This is a genomic window from Bacterioplanoides sp., from assembly GCF_965226395.1.
Classification (GTDB): Bacteria; Pseudomonadota; Gammaproteobacteria; order Pseudomonadales; family Oceanobacteraceae; genus Bacterioplanoides.
On record NZ_OZ245358.1, the window covers coordinates 2,006,092 to 2,032,003 of the forward strand.

Consider the following 25,912-nt stretch of genomic DNA (forward strand, 5'->3'; position numbering starts at 1 on the left):
CTTTCTGAAATATATTGGGGTGATGTAACAAAGATGTAACATTGCTGAAATAAATTTGTCACCAGTTCGGCAAGCGGTGCTCACGCTGATTCAGCAGCAGCTCATGATTGCCAGATGCTTTGATAACTTTGGATTTGAAACAATGAAAAAAACGGCTTTATTCCTGGCTCTGACTGTTCCTGCTTTAGCGCACGCTGAGAAAATTGAAATCAACGTGCCGGAGATTGATTTTTACGGCAAGCTGAACCTGTCGGTTCAGAATGCAACAGAAGAAGGCAACAGCTTCAGCGAAGTAAAATCAAATGCTTCTCGTCTGGGCTTAAAAGGTAAAAGTGAACTGTCACACGGCCTGAAAGCAATTTATCAGCTGGAATATGAAACAAACCCGGATGATGGTGATAAAGACGGCAAAACCTTCACTCAGCGTAACAGCTACGCTGGTTTAGACAGTGACTATGGTCAGATCATTGTGGGTAAATTCGATACCCCACTGAAACGTCTGCAAAATAAAATCGACCTGTTTAATGACCTTGAAGGTGATATCAAAAACGTGATCACTAAAAGTGATAACCGTGAAGATAACAGCGTTCAGTACACCTCTCCTAAGTTTGCTGGCCTGCAGTTAAAAGTGGATCAGATTGTTTCTGAAGATGAAACCAGCGAGCGCAAAGACGCAGTTTCTACCAGCCTGACCTACACTCACGGCGATTACTACCTGGGTGTGGCTTACGACGACAAAGTGGAAGCTAACACCACTGACGTTCTGCGTGCCGTGACTCAGGTTAAAGTAGCGGGTGCACAACTGGGCGCTCTGTGGGAAAAGCAGGATAAAGACGGTGACAAAGCTGAAGGCTGGGTACTGTCAGCGGCTTATAAAGTGGGTGCGGTTAAGTTAAAAGCACAGCACGGTGAATCCGAAATCAACAACGCTGAAGGCGCGCGTACTACTTCTGTAGGCGCTGACTACAAGCTGGGTAAAGGTGCAAAAGCGTTTGTTTATTACACTGCCAACAACTACAAACAAGCTGACAACGAAGATTACGCCGGTGTTGGTCTTGAGTATAAGTTCTAAGGTTATTTAAAACCCGGAACGCAAAACCGCTTAGCTTCCTGGCTCAGCGGTTTTTTTATGCCAGTTATTTATTGTTGTTGTACAGCAATAGTCTGGTGATCTGTCCTGTATATATCAACAAAAGATGATGGTCTACACTGCTTGCAAATGATGAAAACCAGCAGGAGAAAGAAGATGAAACCATTAGTTGTTATTACCGGCGCCAGCTCTGGCATTGGCGAAGCGATTGCTCAGCGTCTGAGTGCTGCTGGCCATCCGCTGTTATTACTGGCACGTCGTGTGGAGCGCTTAACCGCGCTGGAACTGCCGAACACCTTGTGTGAAAAAGTTGATGTCACCGATAAAGCATCGTTTGAGGCGGCGATTGCTAAAGCGGAAGCACAATTCGGCCCGGCAGACCTGTTAGTAAATAATGCCGGTGTAATGCTGCTGAGCCAGTTAGACGTTCAGGATCCACAAGAGTGGAAAAACATGTTTGACGTGAACGTGATTGGCCTGATGAATGGTATGCAAGCGGTACTGGCACCGATGAAAGCACGCAAAAGCGGTACCATTGTTAACATCAGCTCTGTAGCAGGTCGTAAGACCTTCCCGGATCACGCGGCTTATTGCGGTACTAAATTCGCTGTTCATGCCATCTCTGAAAATGTGCGTGAAGAAGTGGCTGCTGATGACGTTCGTGTGGTTACCATTGCTCCGGGTGCAGTAGAAACTGAGCTGCTGTCACATACCAGTTCGGATGAAATCATCGACGGCTACCAGTCGTGGAAAGACAGCATGGGCGGTGTATTAGCGTCTGATGATGTAGCTCGTGCGGTTGAGTTTGCTTACCAGCAGCCACAAAGCGTGTGCATTCGTGAGATTGTTCTGGCACCAACTCGCCAACAGCCTTAATCGTAATACGAAGGGTAAATACTTTTACAGCTGAGCGAATTGTTGTTGGATAAATTCGATAAAGGCTGTCAGCCGCACCGGCTGGTATTTATCCTTGTGATAAATGGCGTAGAAGGGGACCAGCGGAATTTCCCAGTCGCTGAATACCGGGATTAACAACCCTTGTTGTATTTCCCGGTGGCAGTACATGCTGGGCACCCGGATTACGCCATTGCTATCACAAGCGGCGCGAATCAGCGCCCGGCCGTTTTTGCATTGCAAGCGGCCATCCACATGCACGTCGCTGGTTTGTTGTTTCTGGTGTTTATGCTGAAATTTCCAGTGTTTGACCGACCCGGTTAAGCAGGGAATGGTATTCAGTTGCCGTGGATGATCCAGCTTAGGGTACTGGCTCAGAAACTCCGGGCTGGCCAGCGTATCCATCTTTAAATCGGTGAGTTTTTTACCGATAAACCCGGCATCCTGCAGCTCGCCCATACGAAAAGCGATATCAAACTCGTCCTGAATTAAATCGATCCGGTGACTGGAAAAATCCAGCTCAATATCAACTTTATCGTGTTGTTGCATAAAGGCACTGGCCATCGCTGCGACCAGATCTTCACCAATCGGCCCACCCACACTGTTAATACGAATGAGGCCCTGAATTTCACCGGTATTATCCACCGCCGCCAGAGCCGCTTGCTCCAGTTGTTGCAGCGCCGTTTGTGCCTGATGATAAAACTGCTTGCCGGCATCGGTTAATTTCAGTGAGCGGGTGGTGCGAATCATCAGGCTGACGCTGAGCTGTTTCTCTAATGCGCTGAGCTGGCGCGATACGTGAGAGCGTGACACATCCAACACCTCTGCAGCGCGAGTAAAGCTGCCTTGTTCGGCAATCAACACAAAAGTGCGAACATCGGCGAGGTTCAGATGATTCAGCATAACCGTTTATGGCGCTGCTATAGCAGCAGCTCTCTTAATAGTTGTTGCTCGGCGGCGGTGAAAAAATCATCCGAGTAATAACGGATAAAGCGCTCAATGGAAAAATTAAACTTTTGTTTAAATTTATGGCCGCGATACCACTGATAATAGGTAACACCAGTATCAATCCAGGCCAGATTATCGTTCGCATCCACCAGTACATTGTCTAAATGGAAATCGGAAAAAACGACGCGCTGATCCCGCAGTGTTTTTAATCCGGCAATAATCTGCTGCAGAATTACGGCACGTTTTTCAGCGACTTGCTTATCGTTAGCTGATTGATCGCTAAGCTGTTGATCGTCAAGTTGTTGAACGCTAAAAAGAGGCTTGGCTTCGGCAAAACCGCTTTGATGCAGATTTTCCATCAGGTAATAACCCAGAAACGGTTTTCCTAACAGTGTGCTGAACCCTGCACCAGATTCAATAATGCTCGGTACCCGAAAGCCCAGTCGTTGCAGCAGCAGATTGCCGTCAATTTCTTTATGCAGGCGGCTGTGACGCCATAACATCTTGATCCGGTCATGCCATTTACGTGGCTTGATCAGCTTCACAATCACCTTAGGGTTTTGGGCCACACCAACCAGAGAGGGTTTGTGATCAATCAATATGGTTTCAAGTGTCCGGTCTGCTTCCTGTGCCGCCGCAGAGAACACAAGAAAGGACTGTGGTTGATGGCTTGCTGGTAGCGGGATGTGAGTAAGAGCAATCATGAAACAGAACAGCACACAAATAAAAGAAACCGGATTATAGCGGAATTCACTCGCTGTTTCGCGACTCGCCCAAACAACTCTGTCTTGACCTGATAATAGCATCTATATAAGAATAATTATTATTACTATTTATTCAATGATAAGGAATGACCATGGCAACACGTATCGAACGCGACAGTATGGGTGAGCTGGAAGTGGCTGAAGACGCGCTGTACGCAGCGCAAACCCAGCGTGCGATTAACAACTTTCCGGTAAGTGGCCAGAGCATGCCGCAGCCATTTATCCGGGCGTTATTGTTGGCTAAAAAAGCCGCAGCAAAGGCCAATACCAAACTTGAGTTGCTGAGTGCCGATACTGGTAATGCAATCTGCAACGCGGTGGATAAAGTACTGGCAGAAGACAATTATATGCAGCACTTTCCGGTGGATGTGTTTCAGACCGGTTCCGGTACCAGCTCCAATATGAACGCCAATGAAGTGCTGGCAACACTGGCGAGCCGCACGGCCGCAGAGCCGGTTTCTCCGAACGATCATGTGAACTACGGCCAGAGCAGTAACGACATTATTCCGTCCAGCATTCATATCAGTGCGGCGCTGGAAATTAACGAAAAACTGATTCCCGCGCTGACGTATCTGAGTGACGCCATTAAAGCCAAAGCCACGACCCTGAAAGATCAGGTAAAAACCGGCCGCACGCATCTGATGGATGCCATGCCGGTACGGATGGAGCAGAGCTTGCTGAGCTGGGCCACTCAGATCGATCAGAACATCGCTGCCATCAGCAACACCTTGCCGATGCTGCAAAGCCTGGCTCAGGGCGGTACTGCCGTGGGTACCGGCATTAATGCCCATGATGCCTTCGCCGATACTTTTAACCAGCAGCTGACGGAACTGACAGGTGTAACCTTCACCCGGGCTGCGAACCTGTTTACGCATATTGGCACTCAGGATATTGCGGTATCCGTATCAGGTCAGCTGAAAATGACGGCTGTTTCACTAATGAAAATTGCCAACGACCTGCGTTGGATGAACTCTGGCCCACTGGCCGGTTTAAGTGAGATTGAACTGGAAGCCTTGCAACCGGGCTCTTCTATTATGCCGGGCAAAGTGAATCCGGTAATTCCTGAAGCTACGGCCATGGTTGCCGCTCAGGTGATGGGTAATGACACCACCATTACGGTTGCTGGTCAGTCGGGTAACTTTGAGCTGAATGTGATGTTGCCGCTGATTGCCCGTAACCTGCTGGAGAGCATTGAGCTGATTGCTAATGTGTCACGCTTACTGGCCGACAAAGCCATCACCAGCTTTAAAGTGAATGAAGATAGCCTGAAACAGGCACTGTCACGCAACCCGATTCTGGTCACGGCATTAAACCCGATTATTGGTTACTTAAAAGCGGCGGAAATTGCCAAGCAGGCGTATAAGGAAGGCCGCCCTGTGATTGATGTTGCGCTGGAGAATACCGATCTGTCGCGTGACGAGCTGGAGCGTTTGCTTGATCCGGCGAAGCTGACATTGGGTGGTTTGTAGTTTAGTTAAAAGCAATAAGCAGGAAGCTTTATATGGCTTCTTGCTTATTGGGCTACTCGGTTAACTTATTCAGTTAACTACAGTTTCCTTAATAAACTGAAACAGCTTCTTATAGCCTGCCCCCGGTTTTGGTGATTCGCCGCTCATCTCTTTGCTGGCATTACGCACCAGATTGCGCAGGTGCTGACGATCCACCGCCGGATATTCATCAATAAAGGCATTCATGGCGTTGCCATCTTTAATCAGACACTCACGCCATTTTTCCATCTGACCAATACGACGACCGTAGGCTTCACTGGAGGGGTCGAGTAAATCCACCTGATGCTGTACCAGCTCTTCGTCTTCATCACGCATCAGCTTGCCAATGTATTGCAGATGGCGACGTTTGGCTTCGTGATTTTTCAGCCGTTTGCTTTCGACCAATGCGTCCAGCAGTACATCTTTGATCGACAGTGTTTGCCACTGGCCGGCATTCAGCTCGGTCAGGCGTTTACCTAACGCCTGCAGGCGATCCATTTCACGCTTCATTTCCGTCTTGCTGACGATTTCGTATTCGATTTCTTCTTCGTCGAAAGAATCTTTTTTTCTACTCATAATAATTTCCGGGCATCAGCCAGCAACACAAGGGACGGATGCAAAGTTTACCGATAAAAGGGATTCGAGATAACAGGGGCTAGAGATAAAAAATGGTGGCCAATCCGAGGAAGGATAAAAAGCCAACCACGTCGGTCACGGTGGTGAGTACCACCGACCCCGCCAGTGCCGGATCAATGCCCCGGGCTTTTAAAATCAGTGGTAAGGCGGCGCCACTGATGGCGGCCACCAATAAATTAATAATAATCGCCGCAGCAATAATGCCGGCGATAATCGGATCGTTAAACCAGAGCAGTGTAATCAGAGCAATCACTGCGGCCCAAAGCACGCCATTAATGCCGGCCACAATCAGCTCCCGGTTAAACAACCAGCGGAAGTTAGCACCGCTCAAATGCCCCAGTGCCTGACCACGAATCACCAGCGTTAATACCTGGCTGCCGGCAATGCCACCCATGCTGGCAACAATCGGCATCAGCACCGCCAGTGCTACTACCTGTTCAATAGTTTTGTCGAATAAACCAATCACGGCCGAGGCAATAAAGGCGGTAATTAAGTTAATACCTAACCACAACGCCCGGCGCTTACTGGTTTTTAATGCCGGGGCAAAGGTATCTTCTTCTTCGTCTAAACCGGCCATGCTCATTAATGAATGGTCGGCGGTTTCACGAATCACATCAACCACGTCATCAATGGTGATCCGGCCCAGCAATACACCATGCGCGTCAACAACCGGCGCAGACACCAGATCATGACGTTCAAACACTTTGGCGACTTCGGTTTCATGCTGATCGGCCTGAATAATGCGACTGTCGGTGTTCATCACCTCACGCACGGTTTGTTGTGGATCACTGACCAGCAGTTTGTTGATGGGTAATACACCAATAAATTCGTTCTGACGGTTAACCACTAACAGGTTATCGGTCATTTCCGGCAGGGTTTTGTGGCGACGCAGGTAGCGCAGGGTAGCTTCCAGGGTAATATCCGGGCGAATGGTGACGGTGTCTGTGTTCATCAGACCACCGGCGCTGTCCTCCGGGTATTCCAGAATGGCTTCCAGCTCATCCCGGTCTTCCTGATCCATGACACTCAGAACTTCCTGAGTCACGCGCTCCGGCAGTTGCTGCAGAATGTCAGCCACGTCATCGGCATCGAGGTCAGCGGTCACGTCCGCGACTTCGGCAGCGCTCATATCACTCAGGAAGTGGCTTTGCAGCTCATCACTTAAATGCTGGAGTACTTCACCTTCGGAGTCTTTGTCGAGCAGCTCCCACAAAATCTTCCGCGCTTTGGGGGTCGAACCTTCAATCAGGTGGGCAATATCCACCGCGGCCATGGCATTCAGCATGCGCCGCACTTTGGCTAACGAACCACTTTCCAGCGCTGCGGTGAGGCTGTGAAGTTTTGCTTTGGCCTTTTCCGTTTGCTGCGCCATGACTGAACTCTGAGCGGGTGAATAGGGAGATCGAACGATATAGTGAATTCTAGCCTGAATGGCGGAATGAGACCATGAAAGTGCTTGTAAAAAACTATGTAGGGGACTGATTTATGGGAGAAATTAACTAATGCATTGCTTTTTAGCCGCCGCGCCGAAGGGCCATCCATGGCCCTGCCGCGCGGTCGCGACATCCTGTCGCTGCTATAAAAATCAATCCATCAGTTAATTTTTTAAACGAGGAGGGGCGAACGAGAGGAGGGTTTATTCATCCTCATCAAAGCGGCGGTTAATTAAATCAACTAAGGCTTCAATGGCTGCCTCAGCATCGCTACCGTCCGCGTGTAATTCAATTTCGGTGCCTTTACTGGCGGCCAGCATCATCACCGCCATAATACTTTTGCCATCAACCAAGCGATCTTTGTAGCCCACTTTAATCTGGCTGGAAAAGGCCGACGCGGTTGATACCAGTTTGGCTGCTGCACGAGCATGCAGCCCCAGCTTATTGATGATGGTGATTTCCTGGCAAATCATTGCGTGGTCTCTTGCGTTACACCGGTTAACTAAAGGGGTTATTCGACAATCGCTTGTTCGCGATGGCGAACCTGAACATTAGCGAACTGATCGCGGAATTGTCCAGCTAATTGCTCGGCCATAAACACCGAACGATGTTGTCCGCCGGTACAGCCAATGGCAATGGTCATATAACTGCGGTTGGCCTGAATAAACGAAGGCAGCCAGTTATCAACAAAACGGGCAATGTCTTGCTGCATCTGACCCACTTCCTCCTGGCTACTGAGGAAGTCCTGAATTTCTTTATCGCGGCCGGTGAACTGACGCAATGCCGGATCCCAATAAGGGTTGGGCAGATTGCGCACATCGAACACGTAGTCGGCGTCTTTTGGGATGCCGTATTTAAAGCCAAAGGATTTAAACAGGATGGCGATGTCGTTGCCTTCTTTTTCCGCAACGCGTTTTTTAATCAGGAAGCGTAACTCGTGAACTGACATGCTGGTGGTATCCAGAGTCAGGTCGGCAATATTGGCAATCGGCTCCAGCAGCTCGCGTTCTTGTTCGATGGCTTCAGACAAGGAGGTGGCGTCATTGGTCAGCGGGTGTTTACGGCGGGTAGCGCTGAAGCGTTGCAACAACACATCATCACCGGCATCCAGATAAACCACTTCCAGCTTGTATTCGTTATGTGGCAAATGGTGCAGGATATTCTGAATCTGCTCGAAGGTGTGTGCCAGATTACGGGCATCAACACTTACGGCTACTTTTTTCAGCCGCTCTTCGTTATGAGTTTCCAGCACCAGATCATCGAGCAAGCCGATGGGTAGGTTATCGATACAATAAAAACCACAATCTTCTAACACATGCAGGGCGCTGGATTTCCCTGAGCCGGAGCGGCCACTGATTACCACAAGACGCATAAAAACGTTCCTTGAAACGAGATGTGAAGTCAGATCGGTACCTAACCAAATAGTTCAGTACCGCATAGTTCAGTTATAGCAGGGTTTTGTGACAATACGCAGATTATCAGTATCGATTAACAGGCGCTCAGTGCCCGTTTATAAAACTGTCCGGCATCCGGTGCTTTGCGTAAGGCATCACGGAACTCTGCTTCGCTGAAGTTACGTGCCAGCATGGATAAGATCTGCAGATGTTCGTCGGTGGCTTCCTCAGGTACCAATAAGGCAAACACCAGGTCAACGGGTTGGCGGTCGATAGCATCGTAATCAATCGGTTTTTCCAGCCGCAATAAGACACCAAATGCCTGATCGCATTCTTTCAGGCGACAATGGGGAATGGCAATGCCTTCACCGATACCGGTACTGCCCAGACGTTCACGCCCTAATAAACGCTCAAAAATGTCGTCGGCGGTGCTGCCGGTCAGTTGTGATGAAATTGTCTGGCCCAGGTATTCCAGCAGCTTTTTCTTGCTGGAGACCGGAACGTCAATTTCGCTGCGCTGGGCGCTGAGAATATCGGTGATGGCGGAGCTCATGATAAAACCTGAATCAATGACCGTGCTTGCGGGCGACCAGTTTTTCCTTATGTTTTAAAACCTGACGATCCAGTTTGTCGATCATGGCATCAATGGCAGCGTACATATCGTCGCTGTCTGCGCTGGCGTTCAGATCCGCACCGCTGACATGAATCGTGGCTTCTGCGTGATGACGTTCGTCCTTTTCCACGGTCAGGGTGACCTGCGCCGTAGTGATGTTGTCAAAATGGCGGGTGATCTTGCTCATTTTTTCTTCAACATGGGCCTGCATGGCTTCAGTGATTTCAACGTGATGGCCACTTACATTAATCTGCATGGTCAGACTCCTTCTTATTTTGTCTGAAGAGTGATGGCGCTGAGCTTAAATCAGCTGTTTACGTTCATTCGAGGGTGGTATCTGCATCGCTTCGCGGTATTTCGCCACGGTACGACGAGCGACCTTGATGCCTTTTTCGCCGAGCATCGCGGCGATTTTATTATCGCTTAATGGTTTGCGCTGGTTTTCTTCGGCAATCAGTTTTTTGATCATGGCACGGATGGCAGTGGACGAACATTCGCCGCCGCTGTCGGTGCTGACGTGGCTGGAGAAGAAGTATTTCAGCTCAAAAATACCACGTGGGGTGTGCATGTATTTCTGGGTGGTGACCCGCGAAATGGTGGATTCGTGCATGCCCACCGCTTCGGCAATATCGTGCAGTACCAGAGGTTTCATTTTTTCTTCGCCTTCTTCGAAGAACTCGATCTGGTACTCAACAATCTTGGTGGCAACCTTCAGCAGGGTATCGTTACGACTTTGCAGGCTTTTAATAAACCAGCGGGCTTCCTGCAGGTGATCTTTGATAAAGGTGTTATCTGCGCTGTTGTCCGAGCGTTTTACCAGAGAGGCATACCCTTCGTTAACACGCAGTCTTGGCGCGATATCCGGATTGAGCTCGACTCGCCATTCGTCACGGATATTACGCACAATCACATCCGGCACAACGTATTCCGCCTGATCCGGAGAAATACCGGCACCTGGCTTAGGGTTGAGCTCTTTGACCAGGCGCAATACCGACTTCAGGCTTTCTTCCTTCAGCTTGGTTTTGCGCATCAGGGTTGGGTAATCTTTACTGCCCAGCATATCAATGTAGTCACCAATCACCATCTGAGCTTCTTTCAGCCAAGGGGTATCGGCAGGTAACTGGGCCAGTTGTAACAGCAGGCATTCACGCAAATCACGGCAGAAGACACCGGCCGGATCAAACTGCTGCAGACGACGCAGGACAACTTTGACCTCATCTTCTTCGACTTCCAGCTCCGGATCCATGCTTTCCAGGATATCTTCAACACTGGTGTGCAGATAGCCGTCGCTGTCGACGCCATCAATAAACATCAGGGCGATTTCGCGATCGGTATCCGACATTGGCGTCAGATTAAGCTGCCATAGCAGGTGGTCCTGTAAATCGTCGGTCGAGGCGTGGCGGGAGTCGTAATCGAGGTCGTCGTCGATAGGGCCTGAGCCTGAAGCCACACCAGCCGTTGGCTGGTAGGTATCATCCCAATTGCTGTCGACCGGTAATTCATCCGGCAGTTGCTCATTGGTAAGATGATCGCTGACTTCCTGATTATCCGGAGAATGGGCTTCGTCGACATTATGGTCGCTGCCAGAGCTGTCCTGATCGGTAGCCGTGGCAGTGTATTCTTTATCGCCGGAAGTGTCGTTGTCCTGATCGCTGTTGCTGTTGTCAGCGTTTTCATTGGCGGATGGGTCAAAGTCTTCGGCGCCATGCTCTTCGCTTTCGAGCATTGGGTTTGAGTCCAGCGCTTCCTGAATTTCCTGCTGCAGATCCAGTGTGGAGAGTTGCAACAGGCGAATGGCTTGTTGCAGCTGTGGGGTCATGGTCAGCTGTTGACCCATCTTTAACTGGAGTGATGCTTTCATAAACTATCGATTATTACCTGAGGGCAAAGCTTCCTTCTGACCCGGATAACCAAAAAACGAGCCAACCAATACTTGGCATTATAGGCAATGAGACGAGACTTGGAATCCCTGTTTGCCCTGAGATGTCATAATATTTGCTTTGCTTTTTGAAGCTATTTGGCTTATGCCACTGTTGATCAAATCAGAGGCGGAAGTCGTCACCTAAGTACACTTTACGTACCTGCTCGTTGGCGAGTACATCGTCGGCATTCCCTTCGGCGATGATATGGCCACCGCCTACGATGTAGGCCTTTTCACAAATCGCCAGCGTTTCACGGACGTTATGGTCGGTGATTAATACACCAATGCCGCGATCTTTCAGCTGGCGAATAATATCCATAATGTCGGATACCGAAATTGGATCCACCCCGGCAAAGGGTTCATCCAGCAGAATAAAGGACGGTTCCGCGGCCAGTGCCCGGGCGATTTCGACCCGACGGCGTTCACCACCTGACAGGGCCATGCCCAAGCTGCTGCGGATGTGCTGAATATGAAATTCATCCAGCAGGCCTTCGAGACGTTCCAATCGCTGTTGGCGATTCAGGTCTTTGCGGGTTTCCAGAATGGCCATGATGTTATCGGCGACCGATAACTTGCGGAAAATAGAGGCTTCCTGCGGCAGATAACCGATGCCCTGTTGTGCACGGCCGTGCATTGGCAGATGACTGATGTCTTCGTCATCAATTTTGATGCGCCCTTTGTCGGCCTGCACCAGATTAACAATCATATAAAAACAGGTGGTTTTACCCGCGCCATTAGGGCCCAGCAGGCCAACAATCTGACCGCTCTCGACCGACATCGAAACGTCTTTCACCACTTCACGGCCGTTATAGCTTTTCGCCAGGTGTTCAGCTTTTAAGGTTTTTTTCATGGCTGCTCTGCTGTGTCGGTTGGCGCGTCGGGTGTTGCCAGAAGTTCTTTGACTTCCCGGAGCTCTTTAGTTGACTGAGATGTTTCAGTTGACTGAGATGCTTCAGACTGCGTCTCTGTTTCAAGCTGAGGCTCTGCTTCAGGTTGAGATTGGATTTCGGGCTCTGTAGTCGGTTCAGGTTCTGGCTTTTTCTCAGGCTGAATAACCACTTTAATGCGTTGTGGCTTTTCGGCTTCACCGGTTTGCGGGTCGACCGTTTCCTGAGGTTCGGCTGAGGAGGCCAGCACTCGCTCATTGGTGATATCGTAGGTAATTTTTTCACCGCTGAACTGGTTGCCTTCCTGATGTAATTCGGCATTGCCCTGAATCTGAACTTCTTTGCGGGTTGCGAAGTAATCAATGCGCTGGCCTGACGCGGTGGTTAACTGTTGATCAGCCTGAATCTGTTGCTGATACGTCGCTGGGTTGCCTTCGGCCACGGCCTGTTCAACCACTTCGCCATTACGCAGAATCATCAGCCGGTCTGACTCAATTTTTAACGTGCCCTGGGTCAGCACAACATTGCCTTTATAAATCACCACACCGGCTTTGCGATCCAGCTCGGCACTGTCAGACAGAATCACCATTTCCTGCTGCGCATCTTCGGGTAATGCCTGAGTCACGGCGGATAAAAAGCCAAAGGCCAGCCCGGCTATTGTTAGTAACCATTTATTGGCGAGCATCGTGTTATTCAGGTGCATGGTGTGTCGTTACCTCTGAGTGCAGTTCCATTCGCTGGGTTTTTAAATCCATCCGCATGCCGGTTGCGGTGATTTGTGTTTGTGGGTTCACAATTGTCACTGGCTCTGTCGTTTGTGCGACTTGTTGTTTGGTCAGATAGTCTAACGACGAAGTGTTGATGACAACCTCATCAGTCGCAGACGAATGGCGTTTTAATGGGCGGATTTCGACATCCTGTCGCAGACGTAACAGATCATCCTGATCGTTCATGGTGCCCAGCTGTGCTTGTACCTGCCAGTAACTGCCGTCTTCATCCTGAATGTGAATCACCGGGCCATCAAACACCGTATCCTGGGTTGTTGGAAAGTGAGTCGAACGCTGGGCTGAGAAGCTCTGTTCCAGCGCTCCCTGCTCATTAAAGCGACGATTAAATAAAATCTCGCCGTAATAGTCCGCCTCGGCAGTCTGGTTCTCAGTTAAGGGCGCACTTGCTTCCTGGGTGTAGTTATCCACCGCCAGCAGGGCAAAACCCAGCAGGATTGTCAGTACCAACAGCAGATAACGTTTACGCATTGTGATCGCCCTGAATCCGTGGTGTCAGATGACACCGGCACGCAGCATATCGTGCATGGTCACCACGCCCGCCACGCTGTCGCCCTGCATCACAACCAGAGCGCTAATGGAACCGTCCTGCATTTGTTTCAGTGCTTCGGCGGCTAATAAACCGGGTTCGGTGGTTTTGCAGCTGGCGGTCATCACGTCAGAAATTTTAGCGCTGTGGATGTCCACACCCTGATCAACAGCACGGCGTAAGTCACCATCGGTAAAAATGCCGCTCAGCTGACCTTGTTCCTGAATGGTGGTCATACCCAGGCCTTTGGAAGTAACTACCAATAACGCTTCAGACATGGGAGTGTCTGGCGTGACGGTTGGAATCTGATCGCCGGCGTGCATGATATCTTCAACTTTTAACAGCAGGCGGCGACCTAGGCTGCCACCCGGGTGAGAGAAGGCAAAGTCTTCAGCAGTAAAACCACGCGCTTCTAATAGCGCAATGGCCAGCGCATCACCCATCACCAGTGCGGTGGTGGTGGAGGAAGTGGGTGCCAGATCCAGCGGGCAGGCTTCTTGTTCCACGCCGGTATTCAGGTGTGCATCGGCCGCCCGGGCTAATGAGGAATCCGGGTTGCCGGTCATGCTGATCAGCTTGCTGCCAAGACGTTTAAATAATGGCAACAGGCTGGTGACTTCGCCGCTTTCGCCTGAGTTAGAGAGCGCAATCACCACATCTTCTGACTGAATCATGCCCATGTCGCCATGGCTGGCTTCACCCGGGTGAACAAAAAATGCCGGAGTACCTGTGCTGGCTAAAGTGGCAGCAATTTTATTACCGATATGGCCAGACTTCCCCATGCCAGTAACCACTACGCGCCCTTTGCAGTTCAGCATTAATTGGCAAGCGGTAACAAATGCGGCATCAATACGGGGTTTCAGGTCAACGACAGCTTGCTGTTCAAGCTCAATGGTGCGTTGACCGGATTGGATAAAATCAAATTCGTTATTCATCATTTGTGACTGTAATTAGTGGGCTGTCATAAAAAATAAAGTAATAAGGTAACCGACGTAGCTGGCGCTTAATAAAACACCGGAAGAACGGCCCAGAGTGCCTTTACGATAACTGATTAAAAACAGAATCAATAGCGCAAAGGTTAATGCCATCATCACGCTGTAGTCGCGATACAGTGCCATCGGCTCAACGGCAGTGACCGCCACCAGGCCGGGAATCGGCATCACGGCCAGCAGATTAAACATGTTTGAACCAATCACATTACCAATAGCGATGTCGTGGTGACCTTTTAAGGCGCTGGCAACCGATGCGGCCAGTTCAGGCAGGCTGGTGCCAATAGCAACAATGGTGAGGCCAATCACCAGATCACTGACTCCAAATGCGCGGGCCACTTCCGTTGCGCCCCAGACCAGCATTTTGGAGCTGATCATTAATGCCGCTAAGCCAACCACCAACCAGAAAACAGCCGATTTTAAATCGGTATTTTCAATTGCTTCGGCTTCTTCTTCATCAACGATAGGCTCGCCGGATTCTGCTGAATCCTGAAACATCAGATATAAAGCGAAGACCAGTGCAGCAATCAGGATCGCCGCATCAATCCAGTTTAATTCCAGATCTGCCAGAACCAGGCCACCAATAATGGAAATAAGTACCAGCAGAGGTAATTCTTTTTTCAGCAGTTTTTTCTGCAGGGGAATCGGGCTGACTAACGCGGTGACACCTAATACCAGAGCAATATTGGTGATGTTGGAGCCCAGTGCATTACCAATGGCGAGATTACCGGCGCCGTCGAGTGAGGCCATGGCTGAGACAAACATCTCGGGTGCTGAGGTGCCGATTGAAACAATGGTCAGACCGACCAATAAAGGTGACATACCCAGTTTGCGCGCGGTCGCTGCGGCACCAATAACAAAGCGATCGGCACTCCAGACCAGAATAATCAGACCCATCAAAATAGTGGCATAAGGCAGCAGCATAAAATCAGAATTCCAGTCGGTGGTGGCCTGAAACAGGCGATAAAATAATAACCGCGCCCAAATAATAACGAGGCCAAAATACTAGCGGGGCATTGTACCCGAGGGGATTTGCTGCGCAATCGCAACAATGCGTTTTTAACGCGACGGGTGACGAAAGGCAGTTGTCACGCTATGGTTCAGTTTCTATTCAGGCGGAGGTGGTCACAATCATCCGCTATGCTCTATTAATCTGTTAACCATTAAGGACCTTTCATGTCCGTGAACGAACCCTACGTTTCCATTCGTGGCATGAGTTTCAGCCGGGGAGATCGGCTGATCTACGACAATATGGATGTTGATTTCCCGCGCGGTAAAGTTACCGCCATCATGGGCCCCAGTGGCACGGGTAAAACCACGCTGCTGCGCCTGATTGGTGGGCAGTTGCTGCCCGATGCCGGTAGTGTGGTGGTCGATGGTCATTCAATTCCTGAGTTGCCACGCAAAGCACTGTTCGATTTTCGTCGTAAAAACATGAGTATGTTGTTTCAGACCGGTGCTTTGTTTACCGATCTGAGTGTGTTCGATAATGTCGCTTTTCCGCTGCGGGTGCATACCGATTTACCCGAATCCATGATTCGCGATCTGGTGTTAATGAAACTCGAAGCGGTTGGCTTACGTGGTGCTCATCAATTAAATCCGGCGGAATTGTCGGGTGGTATGGCGCGACGGGTGGCGTTAGCTCGTGCGATTGCAATGGACCCGGAAATTATTATGTACGACGAGCCTTTTACCGGGCTGGATCCGATTTCCATGGGTATGATCGTGAAGCTGATTCGTGGTCTGAATCAGGCACTCGGGCTAACCAGTCTGCTGGTATCTCACGATATCGAAGAGTCCTGCAATATCGCTGATTATTTGTGTGTGGTGTCCGGCGGTAAGGTGATTGGCTTTGGTACGCCGGACGAGTTATTAAATGACGGGAATGATGAAGTGAAGCAGTTTTTACGCGGTGATCCGGATGGTCCGGTACCGTTTCATTATCCGGCGCCGGATTATCAGCAGGAGCTGATGGCGACGGTTGGCAAGGGACACAGATAATGAAGTTGTTGGATCGTTATCTGGCACTGGGGCGTTATGGGGTTGAGTCCATTCGTTCCCTCGGGCGTGCCACATTATTATTATGGAACTCAGTCACCTGGGGTGGCCCGGGCAGCGCCGGTTTTTCAGAACTGATCACCCAGATCCACTCCGTTGGTGTGCGCTCATTATCCATTATTCTGGTGGCCGGATTTTTTGTTGGAATGGTGTTGGGCTTACAGGGCTACACCATTTTATCGGACTTCGGTTCAGAAGCCGCACTGGGCACCATGGTTTCTCTGACGTTATTGCGTGAGTTAGGGCCGGTGATGACGGCCTTGCTGTTTGCCGGGCGAGCCGGTTCGGCGCTGACCGCTGAAATTGGCCTGATGAAAGCCACCGAACAGTTATCAGCGATGGAAATGATGGGGGTGGATCCGCTTAAGCGAGTGATTACTCCTCGTTTATGGGCTGGTTTGATTTCGATGCCAATTCTGGCCTTGCTGTTCAGTATTGTTGGTATCTGGGGCGGCGCATTTGTCGCGGTTGACCTGCTGGGTATCGACGAAGGAGCTTACTGGGGCAATATGCAGGCCTCGGTCGATTTTTATGAAGATGTGATTAAGGGTGTGATCAAGTCAGTGGTATTCGGACTGGTCGTGACCTGGATTGCTGTCTTTCAGGGCTATGACTCAATGCCAACCTCAGAAGGCATTGGTAAAGCCACCACTCAGACGGTGGTGATTTCATCACTGGCCGTACTGGGACTCGATTTTGTATTAACCGCCGTTATGTTGGGAGGCATTTAATCATGCGTATGCGTTTTGTGGAGCTTACGGTGGGAACCTTTATGGTGATGGGGATCATCGCCATGATTCTGATGGCATTTCGTGTCAGTGGTTTATCGGCACAAAGCAATGGTGATACTTATACCATCAAAGCCCGGTTTGAGAATCTAGCGGGTCTAACCGAGCGCGCCAAAGTGTCGATGTCCGGGGTGACCATTGGTCGGGTAACCAATGTTTACCTGGATACTGAGTGGTATTCGGCCGTCGTGGAAATGGAAATTTATAACTCCATGGATACGTTAACGCTGGATACCTCGGCGGCGATTCTGACGGCGGGCCTACTGGGGGAAAAATACATTGGTCTGACGGTTGGCGCGGAAGATGAATTCCTCGAAGACGGCGACTGGATTGAAGATACTCAGTCAGCCATTGTGCTGGAAGAGCTGATTGGTCGCTTCCTGTTTAATAAAGCAGAAGAAGGCTGATCAGTATGGCCGCTGCGGAATTACGAAGCACTGATGATAACCGCGCTCAGCTGTCGGGCGATTTACTTAATACCACCGTGGTGGCGGTGGTTGAAGCGGGTAAACAGCAGATTGCTCAGGCAGGGTCGCTCTGGACACTGGATATGAGTGGTGTTGAACGGGTCTCCAGTGCGGGTGTTGCCTTGCTGCTTGAGTGGCTGCGTGCCGCACAACAGCACAAGGTTGAACTCAAGATCGAAAACCTGCCCGGGCATATGAAGCCCATTCTTGAGATCAGCGATCTTGAGCCATTATTTGAGCCGCTGTTGGCTTAATCTGCAGCAATCATCATCGATTAAATCGTGTGAAACAGAGCAGGTCGGACAGGCCTGCTTTTCTGGTGTAAATCCGCTATCATGGCGCTTTTGTCAAACTGAGTAGTGAAGCACCTATGACTCCGGCGGAAATCCTGCAAGTTCTGCAATCCGAAGCTCCAGAAGTAAACTGGTTTGTGGATGGTGATGGTTACAAATACGAAGTAGAAGGCGTTGGTGAGGTTTTTGATGGCCTCAATGCCGTTAAGCGTCAGCAGTTTGTGTATAAAATCCTTAATCCTTATATTGCCGATGGCCGTGTTCACGCGGTGACCATTCGCGCCCTGACTCCTGCTGAAAAAGCCGGAGCTTAATTCATGGACAGCTTGCAAATTAAAGGCGGCAACCGCCTTGATGGTGACGTCCGTATTTCCGGTGCTAAAAACTCGGCTCTGCCTATTATTGCTGCCACGCTGCTGGCCGATGGTGTGATGCACGTTGGCAACCTGCCGCATTTGCACGACATCACCACCATGCTGGAGTTGTTAGGCTGCATGGGCGTCCAGGTCGCGATCAATGAAGATATGTCGGTCGAAACCGATATCTCTGAAATGAACAGCTGTGTGGCTCCCTACGATTTAGTGCGCACCATGCGTGCTTCCATTCTGGTATTGGGCCCGTTGCTGGCCAAACAGGGTGAAGCCGAAGTGTCTCTGCCGGGGGGCTGTGCCATTGGTTCACGTCCGGTGGATTTGCACATTCGCGGTATGGAAGCCTTAGGTGCCGAAGTCGAAGTGATTGATGGCTACATCAAAGCCAAAGCACCGGGCGGTCGTCTGAAAGGCGCGCATATATTCTTTGATACCGTCACCGTGACTGGTACCGAAAACGTACTGATGGCGGCGGTTCTGGCTGAAGGTAAAACCACCATTGAAAACGCGGCGCGTGAGCCAGAAGTGGTGGATTTGGCCAACTGTCTGGTTGCCATGGGCGCTAAAATCGAAGGGATTGGCAGCGATACGCTGGTGATCGAAGGGGTTGAAGCTCTGCAGGGTTGTCGCTTTGATGTTCTGCCAGACCGGATTGAAACCGGCACGTATCTGGTTGCTGCTGCTGTGACTGGTGGTCGGGTGAAATGCAAAGACACCGATCCGTTGCTGATGGAAGCGGTATTACACAAGCTGGAAGAAGCCGGTGCCAAAATCACCACCGGTGAGGACTGGATTGAGCTGGATATGGAAGGCCGTCGCCCGAAAGCGGTGAATGTTAAAACCGCTCCTCACCCGGCATTCCCAACCGATATGCAGGCCCAGTTTGTGGTGTTAAACGCCATTGCGGAAGGCACGGGCACCGTGATCGAAACCATCTTCGAAAACCGCTTTATGCACGTTAATGAATTAATGCGCATGGGTGCCGATATTCACGTCGAAGGTAATACCGCCATTATCACCGGTAAAGAAGGGCTATCGTCTGCTCCGGTGATGGCAACCGATTTACGTGCTTCGGCCTCGCTGGTGATTGCTGCTCTGGTTGCTGAAGGTGCGACTGATGTGAACCGTATTTATCATATTGATCGCGGTTACGAATGTATTGAAGAAAAATTCCAGCAATTGGGCGCCAATATTCGTCGTGTTCCTGGTGGCTCAAAATAAAGCCTGGGCTCCGGTCAAATCTGGAAATCCATTAAAGATTAAGTCGAAAAAATTAGTTAAGAGTAAACACAATGACTCAACCGTTAACCATTGCCCTTTCAAAAGGCCGTATTTTAGATGACACCCTGCCGCTGTTAGCGGAGGCAGGCATTCATCCGGTTGAGGACATTAAAAAGAGTCGTAAACTGATTTTTGATACCAACCACGATCATATTAAATTGATTGTGCAGCGTGCGGTGGATGTGCCGACCTACGTTGAATATGGCGCTGCCGATTTAGGCATTGCCGGTAAAGACGTGTTAATGGAATACGGCAGTGACAACCTGTGTGAACCACTGGATCTGAATATTGCGACTTGTCGCCTGATGACGGCAGCGGTTAAAGATGCGCAGATGCCGCAAGGTCGTTTAAAAGTCGCGACTAAGTTTGTGAATGTGGCGAAGCGCTATTTTGCGGAGCAGGGCCGTCAGGTCGATATCATCAAACTTTATGGTGGTATGGAACTCGCACCGATTATGAATCTGGCTGACATGATTGTGGATATCGTTGATACCGGTAATACACTGAAAGCCAATGGCCTGGAAGCGCGTGATTTAATTGCGCCAATCAGCTCTCGTCTGGTGGCCGGTCGTGCGGCGATGAAGGTTAAGCACGCCCAGATTCAACCCATCATTGATCAAATGGCGGCCGCCGTTGAGCGCCAACGCAACGCCCAATAATTTCTGTTATTTCGCTCCTGTGGATTTTAATCAATAGCGCGGGAGCTGTTTTCTTAGGTAGGTACTGATGAGCATTGATATTCGTCGTTTAAGTTCGGCTCAAAGCGATTTTGCCGAGCAAATGGATGCGCTGTTAGCCTGGGAAGCTGTATCTGATCATCAGGTTCAGCAAATTGTCACCGACATTCTCGCCGACGTAAAAGCGCGTGGTGATGATGCTGTGGTGGAATACTCCAATCGTTTTGATCACCTGCATGCCACCACTATGGCTGAGTTAGAACTGACTCAGGAGCAGCTGCAACAGGCGTTGGATACACTGCCGGATGAGCGGCGTACGGCGCTGTTAAAAGCGGCTGAGCGTGTGCGTATCTACCACGAAAAACAAAAGCAGGATTCCTGGCAGTACACCGAGGCCGACGGCACCATGCTGGGCCAGAAGGTTACACCGATGGATCGTGTTGGTATTTATGTGCCGGGCGGTAAAGCAGCGTATCCGTCCTCAGTATTAATGAATGCATTACCGGCGCATGTGGCCGGTGTGCAGGAAATCATCATGGTGGTACCAACGCCGGGTGGTGAAGTAAACCAGCTGGTACTGGCTGCGGCTGCGGTTGCTGGCGTTACCCGGGTATTTACCGTGGGTGGCGCACAAGCGGTTGCGGCACTGGCGTATGGCACCCAGACCGTGCCTAAAGTCGATAAGATTGTTGGCCCGGGTAATATTTTTGTGGCGACGGCCAAGCGTCAGGTATTTGGTGCGGTAGGCATTGATATGATTGCTGGCCCATCAGAAATTCTGGTGGTGTGTGATGGCAAGACCGATCCGGACTGGATTGCCATGGACTTGTTCTCTCAAGCGGAACACGATGAAGATGCACAATCCATTCTGATTTCTCCGGATGCTGATTTTCTGGATCAGGTGAAAGCCAGCATTGATAAATTACTGCCGGATATGCAGCGTGAAGAAATTATTCGTGCTTCGCTGTCTGGCCGTGCGGCGCTGGTGCACGTTGCGGATATGGATGAAGCGTTAGAAGTGACCAACCGTATTGCGCCAGAGCACTTAGAATTATCGGTGGAAGATCCACAAGCTTTATTACCGCAGATTCGCCATGCGGGTGCGATCTTTATGGGTCGTCACACGTCTGAATCTCTGGGTGATTATTGTGCCGGGCCAAACCACGTTTTACCGACCTCTGGTACGGCGCGTTTTTCTTCGCCGTTAGGTGTGTACGATTTCCAGAAGCGTTCCTCATTAATTATGTGTTCGCCGGATGGTGCGTCAGAGCTGGGTAAAGTGGCTTCTGTGTTGGCGCGTGGTGAGCACTTAGAAGCGCACGCACGTTCGGCTGAGTACCGAATTAAAAAGTAGCATCGAATTAAAGATAATTAGCCCCTTTAGTTCAGAATGAAAAGGCGGCATCTTTTTAGCCGCCGCGCCGAAGGGCCATCCATGGCCCTGCCGCGCTACCGAGACATCCTGTCTCTGCTTTAAAAAGATCCTGCCTTTTAATTCTTATCGGCTTAAGCGTAAGTATTCAGTGTTGGTGCGATCAACCTTCTATGGCATGGATGCCATAGTAGAGCCTACATGGATGTATTTATGGCGTGTTGAGCGCATCAATGCTGAATAAATACGCGATTAAAAAATCGAGAAAATTTATGACCTCCATCACTGATCAGGTAGAACAACTTATTCGCCCGGAAATTCGTGCCTTACAGGCGTATCCAGTGGGCGACGCCAGCGGCATGATTAAACTGGATGCGATGGAAAATCCATTTACCTGGCCCGCCGAAATGGTACAGGAATGGCAAACACTTCTGGCAGATTGCCAGCTCAATCGTTATCCACATCCAACAGCACCACAAGTGACCGAAGGCTTGCGTCAGAATATGCAGGTGCCAGCGCAATACGATATTTTGCTGGGTAATGGCTCGGATGAAATTATTCAGTTACTAGCTATGGCGATTGCTAAACCTGGTGCAAAAATTCTGGCACCAGAGCCCGGGTTTGTGATGTATAAAATGATCGCGACCTTTATTGGTATCGATTATGTCGGCGTACCACTCAATGCCGATTTCTCACTGGATATGCCAGCCATGCTGGACGCGATTAACACTCAACAGCCAGAATTAATTTTCCTTGCTCAACCGAATAACCCAACGGGTAATTTATGGGGCGAGGATGATTTACATGCCATCGTTAAAGCCAGCAATGGGCTGGTGGTTCTTGATGAAGCGTATTTACCATTCTCCAGCCGTAATCACCTTAACTGGTTGGATCAATACGACAATGTACTGGTGATGCGTACGTTATCGAAAGTGGGCTTGGCAGGCTTACGTTTAGGTATGTTGTTTGGTCGCCCGGAATGGCTGAATGAGATTAATAAAATCCGTATGCCATACAATATTAATGTTTTGACGCAGGCTTCTGCGGCATTTGCTCTGAAATATTACGATGTATTGTTGGATCAGTGCGATCAGTTGGTTCAGCAACGTAGCTGGTTAAATACTGAATTAGAAAAGCTGGGTTTTGAAACCTATCCGTCAGAAGCTAATTTTATTCTGGCGCGTTGCCCACAAGGCCAGCAAGCCAAAACTATCTTTTCTGAATTAAAAGAGAAGAAGATTCTTATTAAATGTCTGGATGGTGGTCATCCTCTGCTGGAAAACTGTTTGCGTTTTACTGTGGGTAAAGCGGAAGAGAATCAGGCGTTGATTGGAGCTTTGAGATAAGAAGCTGAATTAAAATAAGTGCTGAATAAGTTTAGTTTTTATAGGAAGAGGGTATGCGTGAACTTATAAAAATATTAATCATTTTTTACGCGGCCTTATTCGTAGGATGTACTGTATATAGTAACAATCACTATTATTTGATGGCTGAGCCAGCGAGTGATGAATTGTATCAGTTGACAGAGGCAATCAGGGCCCAAATAGAGCCAATCGTAACTCGTTTAGGGCTACATGATGCTTTGTCTTCTGATATGCCGAATGGGGTTTTACTTTATTACTCCTCTGGAGGGGATAGTGCACTTCGTGTCGGTGTTCGTATTGATGATGCACAGGTAATTCTCGACTCCTTCCAATATCGTTCCGGATTTGGAGATTCAGCCGAATATTCTCAGCTACGAAAAGAGTTAGTTAACGCTTTAGAAAATTTAGATGGCCTAGCGTTAAATGAGATCGATGGTCCTGCAATATAAAAGTAATAGCCCCAAAGTCTGACTAAGATTTTGGGGATCAGTTAGAGTTTTGGGGTTAATTAGGATTTGGTTTTCAGAACACTTCCTCACCCGTTGGCTCAAAGCGCTCAACACCATTCATCTGTAAGCGGAAATCGGAAATATCTTTCATCACCACCTGACGCGCGCGGTTGATACCGCCCAGCGGGCGATGCTCCTCGATACCATGCCATGGATTAAAGGAAATATTTTCGCAGAAGGTTTTCTGTGCTTCAGAAGTGAAGGTCTGCGTTGGAATATCAATACGAGCTACTTTTACGAAGGGTGTTTGCTCTTCATCCCAGCCAAATAAGGCATTCTCTATCGGATTCTTCTTGGGATCTTTCTGGAACTGGAAATAAAAATCCAGGCAGCCAGTGCCGTCTTTTAACTGTTCCGCCAGATTCTCCGCTAAGTAGTCTTCCGATGGAGTAATCTCTCCCGGGTTATCCTGACAGGTTTGCAGGGCATAGCGGACAACTTGTGGATACACCTTAGTACCATCCTGCTGAACTTTCGGCAGGCCCAGTGCAAACGGAACAACGCTGTTCCATTTTACGCTGAGTGGGTTTTTATAAACTTTAGAGCCGGTCAGAATATTCCAGGCCCCACGTGGGTGAGTGGCTAAAAAGGCCAGTCGTGAGCCATTAAAGTTAGCGTCAAAGAAGTCGAAAAACTCCTGAGGATTAGCGGCAAAAAAGGCATCGTGACCAAGGAATAAAAAATCTTGCGTCTGTTGTTCATCGCCCGGTTTCGGTAATCGCTGACCAACATTCACCTGAGTCAGCTTCATTGCTAAACCACGGAAATCTTTTTCATGATCGCTGGTAATTTCTTCAACCGAATTGGAGAAGCGCATCCACACCGGGTATTGCGCACCGGGCTGAAAAATCCCTTGCTGGTAGGCGGCATTAATATCCGGGTTAATGGTAAAGTTACCACGAATACAGCCGTTGTCCTTGGGGTGTGTATCGCGCAGCACAGCTTCGTCTTTATAAAACTCCGTGAGGTGATCAATCAACAGGGTGCTGATATTTTTAATGGTGACCTCTTCACCGTCCGGTTGTAACTCCTGCCCTAATGGAAGGTCCGGTATATCACTGCAGGCAGACGTCAGGCCTGCCGCAATCAGTAACGTCGATATTTTTATCTGCTGCATATTCAAGTCCTTTTGCATCAAGCTTAAAGCGGTTAGTGTTTTATTATCATTTTTTTGGCTAGCGATTTTGTGGCTGACGGTTTTGAGACTGGCGCTGTCCGGCAATTGCGCGTGTGGTTACGGTTCTGCCGCCCCGTAATAATTCAATATCAATACTATCACCCGGGCGCAACGACGCAATTTGATTCATTGCGGCTTTGGCATCGGCGGCATCCTGATGATTAATCATGGTCAGAATATCACCCACAGCCAGCCCGGCGCGGGCTGCTGGCCCCGCTGGATAAATACCGGTAACAATCAGTCCGTTTAACGCTTGTGGCAGTCCCAGACGTTGTAACAGTTCTGGAGTCGCTTCCTGTACTTCGATGCCCAGCCAGCCACGAATGGTTGCACCATGGGTCGCCAGATCATTCAGAATATTGGTGGCGATTTCAGCCGGAATGGCAAAACCAATACCTTCACTGCCACCGGACTGAGAATAAATGGCGGTATTAATTCCAACCAGCTCGCCATAGGCATTAATCAGGGCACCACCTGAGTTGCCCGGATTAATAGCGGCATCGGTCTGGATGTAATTCTCGAAGGTATTTAATCCCAGATGATTACGGCCAATGGCGGAGACAATACCCATCGTCACGGTTTGACCAACACCAAAAGGGTTGCCGATTGCGAGCACAATGTCACCAATACTCTGGCTGCGCTGTGACGCAATATTAATTACCGGTAACGCAGGTAAGTCGATTTTTAACAGTGCCAGGTCGGCCTCAGGATCCGCGCCAACCAATAATGCATTGGCTTCCCGGCCGTCTCTGAGAGCCACTACAATTTCATCGGCACTGCGAATCACATGGTGGTTGGTGAGCACATACCCCTGAGCAGACATAATCACGCCGGAGCCAAGGCTGGATTGCATGCGCTCATTTTGTTGCGGTGCTTGTTGCAGAAACTGCTGAAAATACGGGTCATCAAAAATAGGATGGCTTTCGCGTTTGACGTTTTTGCGGGTGTAAATATTCACTACCGCTGGCGCGGCGGCATCCACGGCGGCAGCATAACTGGCAACACCAAGATTGATCGGAGGTGTCGGGCGTACAGCGGAATCTGGTTTTGCCGTGGTCTGAGGCTGTATCCACTGTGGCGCCCAGATCAGAATGGCTAACGCGGTGCACAGCCCTAATAAAATTGGCAATACAACACGATATACCAGAGAGAGTTTGGATTGCATTTGCCCGGGTTCCTTAAAAC

At 49.6% G+C, this 25,912-nt stretch carries 29 protein-coding genes; 13 read left to right on the top strand and 16 right to left on the bottom strand.

Annotation, left to right across the window (positions count from 1 at the left end; all coding sequences use genetic code 11):
* Positions 1-142 precede the first annotated feature (142 nt).
* Positions 143-1,072, top strand: a complete 930-nt coding sequence (locus ACO05E_RS09155; RefSeq protein WP_419812630.1) for a porin — start codon at positions 143-145, stop codon at positions 1,070-1,072.
* 174 nt (positions 1,073-1,246) lie between these two features.
* Entirely contained in the window at positions 1,247-1,966 is a 720-nt protein-coding gene (locus tag ACO05E_RS09160; RefSeq protein WP_419812631.1) for an SDR family oxidoreductase, read from the top strand.
* A 24-nt stretch (positions 1,967-1,990) separates the two neighbouring features.
* Here ACO05E_RS09160 and ACO05E_RS09165 read toward each other — a convergent pair whose 3' ends face one another.
* Together ACO05E_RS09165 and ACO05E_RS09170 are read right to left on the bottom strand one after the other, a co-directional pair.
* Positions 1,991-2,887 carry a LysR family transcriptional regulator gene (locus ACO05E_RS09165; protein WP_419812632.1) on the bottom strand — a complete coding sequence of 299 codons (897 nt, stop codon included), beginning with the start codon at positions 2,885-2,887 and terminating at the stop codon, positions 1,991-1,993.
* A gap of 17 nt (positions 2,888-2,904) precedes the next feature.
* Positions 2,905-3,636 (bottom strand): hypothetical protein, encoded by a 732-nt coding sequence (locus ACO05E_RS09170; protein WP_419812633.1) that lies wholly within the window; start codon positions 3,634-3,636, stop codon positions 2,905-2,907.
* Positions 3,637-3,788: 152 nt separating this feature from the next.
* Between ACO05E_RS09170 and ACO05E_RS09175 the strand changes: the two genes are divergently transcribed.
* A complete protein-coding gene (locus ACO05E_RS09175) occupies positions 3,789-5,165 on the top strand; it encodes a class II fumarate hydratase (RefSeq protein ID WP_419812634.1) in 1,377 nt (458 codons plus the stop codon).
* Positions 5,166-5,234: 69 nt separating this feature from the next.
* Here the strand turns inward: ACO05E_RS09175 and yjgA are convergent, their stop codons facing one another.
* The 12 genes from yjgA to ACO05E_RS09235 all read right to left on the bottom strand — a co-directional run bounded on the left by yjgA (position 5,235) and on the right by ACO05E_RS09235 (position 15,294).
* A complete protein-coding gene (yjgA, locus tag ACO05E_RS09180; protein ID WP_419812635.1) occupies positions 5,235-5,759 on the bottom strand; it encodes a ribosome biogenesis factor YjgA in 525 nt (174 codons plus the stop codon).
* Between the two features lie 79 nt (positions 5,760-5,838).
* Entirely contained in the window at positions 5,839-7,191 is a 1,353-nt protein-coding gene (gene mgtE / locus ACO05E_RS09185) for a magnesium transporter (RefSeq protein WP_419812636.1), read from the bottom strand.
* Between the two features lie 264 nt (positions 7,192-7,455).
* On the bottom strand, positions 7,456-7,725 hold the full coding sequence (locus ACO05E_RS09190; protein WP_419812637.1) for an HPr family phosphocarrier protein: 270 nt from the start codon (positions 7,723-7,725) through the stop codon (positions 7,456-7,458).
* Positions 7,726-7,763: 38 nt separating this feature from the next.
* A complete protein-coding gene (rapZ, locus tag ACO05E_RS09195) occupies positions 7,764-8,624 on the bottom strand; it encodes an RNase adapter RapZ (protein WP_419812638.1) in 861 nt (286 codons plus the stop codon).
* A 116-nt stretch (positions 8,625-8,740) separates the two neighbouring features.
* The gene (gene ptsN, locus ACO05E_RS09200; protein ID WP_419812639.1) at positions 8,741-9,199 is read right to left on the bottom strand and encodes a PTS IIA-like nitrogen regulatory protein PtsN; all 459 of its coding nucleotides are present in this window, start codon (positions 9,197-9,199) and stop codon (positions 8,741-8,743) included.
* Positions 9,200-9,212: 13 nt separating this feature from the next.
* The gene (gene hpf, locus ACO05E_RS09205; protein ID WP_419812640.1) at positions 9,213-9,515 is read right to left on the bottom strand and encodes a ribosome hibernation-promoting factor, HPF/YfiA family; all 303 of its coding nucleotides are present in this window, start codon (positions 9,513-9,515) and stop codon (positions 9,213-9,215) included.
* A 45-nt stretch (positions 9,516-9,560) separates the two neighbouring features.
* Positions 9,561-11,120, bottom strand: a complete 1,560-nt coding sequence (locus tag ACO05E_RS09210) for an RNA polymerase factor sigma-54 (RefSeq protein WP_419812641.1) — start codon at positions 11,118-11,120, stop codon at positions 9,561-9,563.
* Between the two features lie 181 nt (positions 11,121-11,301).
* Positions 11,302-12,030 (bottom strand): LPS export ABC transporter ATP-binding protein, encoded by a 729-nt coding sequence (lptB, locus tag ACO05E_RS09215; RefSeq protein ID WP_419812642.1) that lies wholly within the window; start codon positions 12,028-12,030, stop codon positions 11,302-11,304.
* Positions 12,027-12,770 (bottom strand): lipopolysaccharide transport periplasmic protein LptA, encoded by a 744-nt coding sequence (gene lptA / locus ACO05E_RS09220; RefSeq protein ID WP_419812643.1) that lies wholly within the window; start codon positions 12,768-12,770, stop codon positions 12,027-12,029. The genes lptB and lptA overlap by 4 nt, the downstream gene beginning before the upstream one ends.
* Positions 12,757-13,323: an LPS export ABC transporter periplasmic protein LptC gene (gene lptC, locus ACO05E_RS09225; protein WP_419812644.1), complete on the bottom strand. Its 567-nt coding sequence runs from the start codon at positions 13,321-13,323 to the stop codon at positions 12,757-12,759. The genes lptA and lptC overlap by 14 nt, the downstream gene beginning before the upstream one ends.
* A 24-nt stretch (positions 13,324-13,347) precedes the next feature.
* Positions 13,348-14,316, bottom strand: coding sequence for a KpsF/GutQ family sugar-phosphate isomerase (locus ACO05E_RS09230; protein ID WP_419812645.1), 969 nt, complete (start codon positions 14,314-14,316; stop codon positions 13,348-13,350).
* A gap of 15 nt (positions 14,317-14,331) precedes the next feature.
* Positions 14,332-15,294: a calcium/sodium antiporter gene (locus tag ACO05E_RS09235; RefSeq protein ID WP_419812646.1), complete on the bottom strand. Its 963-nt coding sequence runs from the start codon at positions 15,292-15,294 to the stop codon at positions 14,332-14,334.
* Between the two features lie 252 nt (positions 15,295-15,546).
* Here ACO05E_RS09235 and ACO05E_RS09240 point away from each other — a divergent pair, with 252 nt between their 5' ends.
* The 10 genes from ACO05E_RS09240 to ACO05E_RS09285 all read left to right on the top strand — a co-directional run bounded on the left by ACO05E_RS09240 (position 15,547) and on the right by ACO05E_RS09285 (position 23,490).
* Positions 15,547-16,371 (top strand): ATP-binding cassette domain-containing protein, encoded by an 825-nt coding sequence (locus ACO05E_RS09240; protein WP_419812647.1) that lies wholly within the window; start codon positions 15,547-15,549, stop codon positions 16,369-16,371.
* Positions 16,371-17,159: a lipid asymmetry maintenance ABC transporter permease subunit MlaE gene (gene mlaE / locus ACO05E_RS09245; RefSeq protein ID WP_419812648.1), complete on the top strand. Its 789-nt coding sequence runs from the start codon at positions 16,371-16,373 to the stop codon at positions 17,157-17,159. Before ACO05E_RS09240 ends, mlaE begins: the two co-directional genes overlap by 1 nt.
* Positions 17,160-17,161: 2 nt before the next feature.
* Positions 17,162-17,623: an outer membrane lipid asymmetry maintenance protein MlaD gene (mlaD, locus tag ACO05E_RS09250; protein ID WP_419812649.1), complete on the top strand. Its 462-nt coding sequence runs from the start codon at positions 17,162-17,164 to the stop codon at positions 17,621-17,623.
* A 5-nt stretch (positions 17,624-17,628) separates the two neighbouring features.
* Positions 17,629-17,937 (top strand): STAS domain-containing protein, encoded by a 309-nt coding sequence (locus ACO05E_RS09255; RefSeq protein ID WP_419812650.1) that lies wholly within the window; start codon positions 17,629-17,631, stop codon positions 17,935-17,937.
* Positions 17,938-18,053: 116 nt separating this feature from the next.
* The gene (locus tag ACO05E_RS09260; protein WP_255860814.1) at positions 18,054-18,290 is read left to right on the top strand and encodes a BolA family protein; all 237 of its coding nucleotides are present in this window, start codon (positions 18,054-18,056) and stop codon (positions 18,288-18,290) included.
* Between the two features lie 3 nt (positions 18,291-18,293).
* The gene (gene murA / locus ACO05E_RS09265) at positions 18,294-19,568 is read left to right on the top strand and encodes a UDP-N-acetylglucosamine 1-carboxyvinyltransferase (protein ID WP_419812651.1); all 1,275 of its coding nucleotides are present in this window, start codon (positions 18,294-18,296) and stop codon (positions 19,566-19,568) included.
* 71 nt (positions 19,569-19,639) lie between these two features.
* Positions 19,640-20,287, top strand: a complete 648-nt coding sequence (gene hisG / locus ACO05E_RS09270; RefSeq protein ID WP_419812652.1) for an ATP phosphoribosyltransferase — start codon at positions 19,640-19,642, stop codon at positions 20,285-20,287.
* 67 nt (positions 20,288-20,354) lie between these two features.
* The gene (hisD, locus tag ACO05E_RS09275) at positions 20,355-21,659 is read left to right on the top strand and encodes a histidinol dehydrogenase (RefSeq protein ID WP_419812653.1); all 1,305 of its coding nucleotides are present in this window, start codon (positions 20,355-20,357) and stop codon (positions 21,657-21,659) included.
* 290 nt (positions 21,660-21,949) lie between these two features.
* On the top strand, positions 21,950-23,023 hold the full coding sequence (gene hisC / locus ACO05E_RS09280; protein ID WP_419812654.1) for a histidinol-phosphate transaminase: 1,074 nt from the start codon (positions 21,950-21,952) through the stop codon (positions 23,021-23,023).
* Positions 23,024-23,076: 53 nt separating this feature from the next.
* Positions 23,077-23,490: a hypothetical protein gene (locus ACO05E_RS09285; RefSeq protein WP_419812655.1), complete on the top strand. Its 414-nt coding sequence runs from the start codon at positions 23,077-23,079 to the stop codon at positions 23,488-23,490.
* A 73-nt stretch (positions 23,491-23,563) separates the two neighbouring features.
* On the opposite strand, the gene ACO05E_RS09290 is transcribed toward ACO05E_RS09285, so the two are convergent.
* Both ACO05E_RS09290 and ACO05E_RS09295 read right to left on the bottom strand, forming a co-directional pair.
* Complete coding sequence (locus ACO05E_RS09290) at positions 23,564-24,667, bottom strand: catalase (RefSeq protein ID WP_419812656.1); 1,104 nt, start codon at positions 24,665-24,667, stop codon at positions 23,564-23,566.
* Between the two features lie 58 nt (positions 24,668-24,725).
* On the bottom strand, positions 24,726-25,892 hold the full coding sequence (locus tag ACO05E_RS09295) for a S1C family serine protease (RefSeq protein ID WP_419812657.1): 1,167 nt from the start codon (positions 25,890-25,892) through the stop codon (positions 24,726-24,728).
* Between the last annotated feature and the right edge of the window lie 20 nt (positions 25,893-25,912).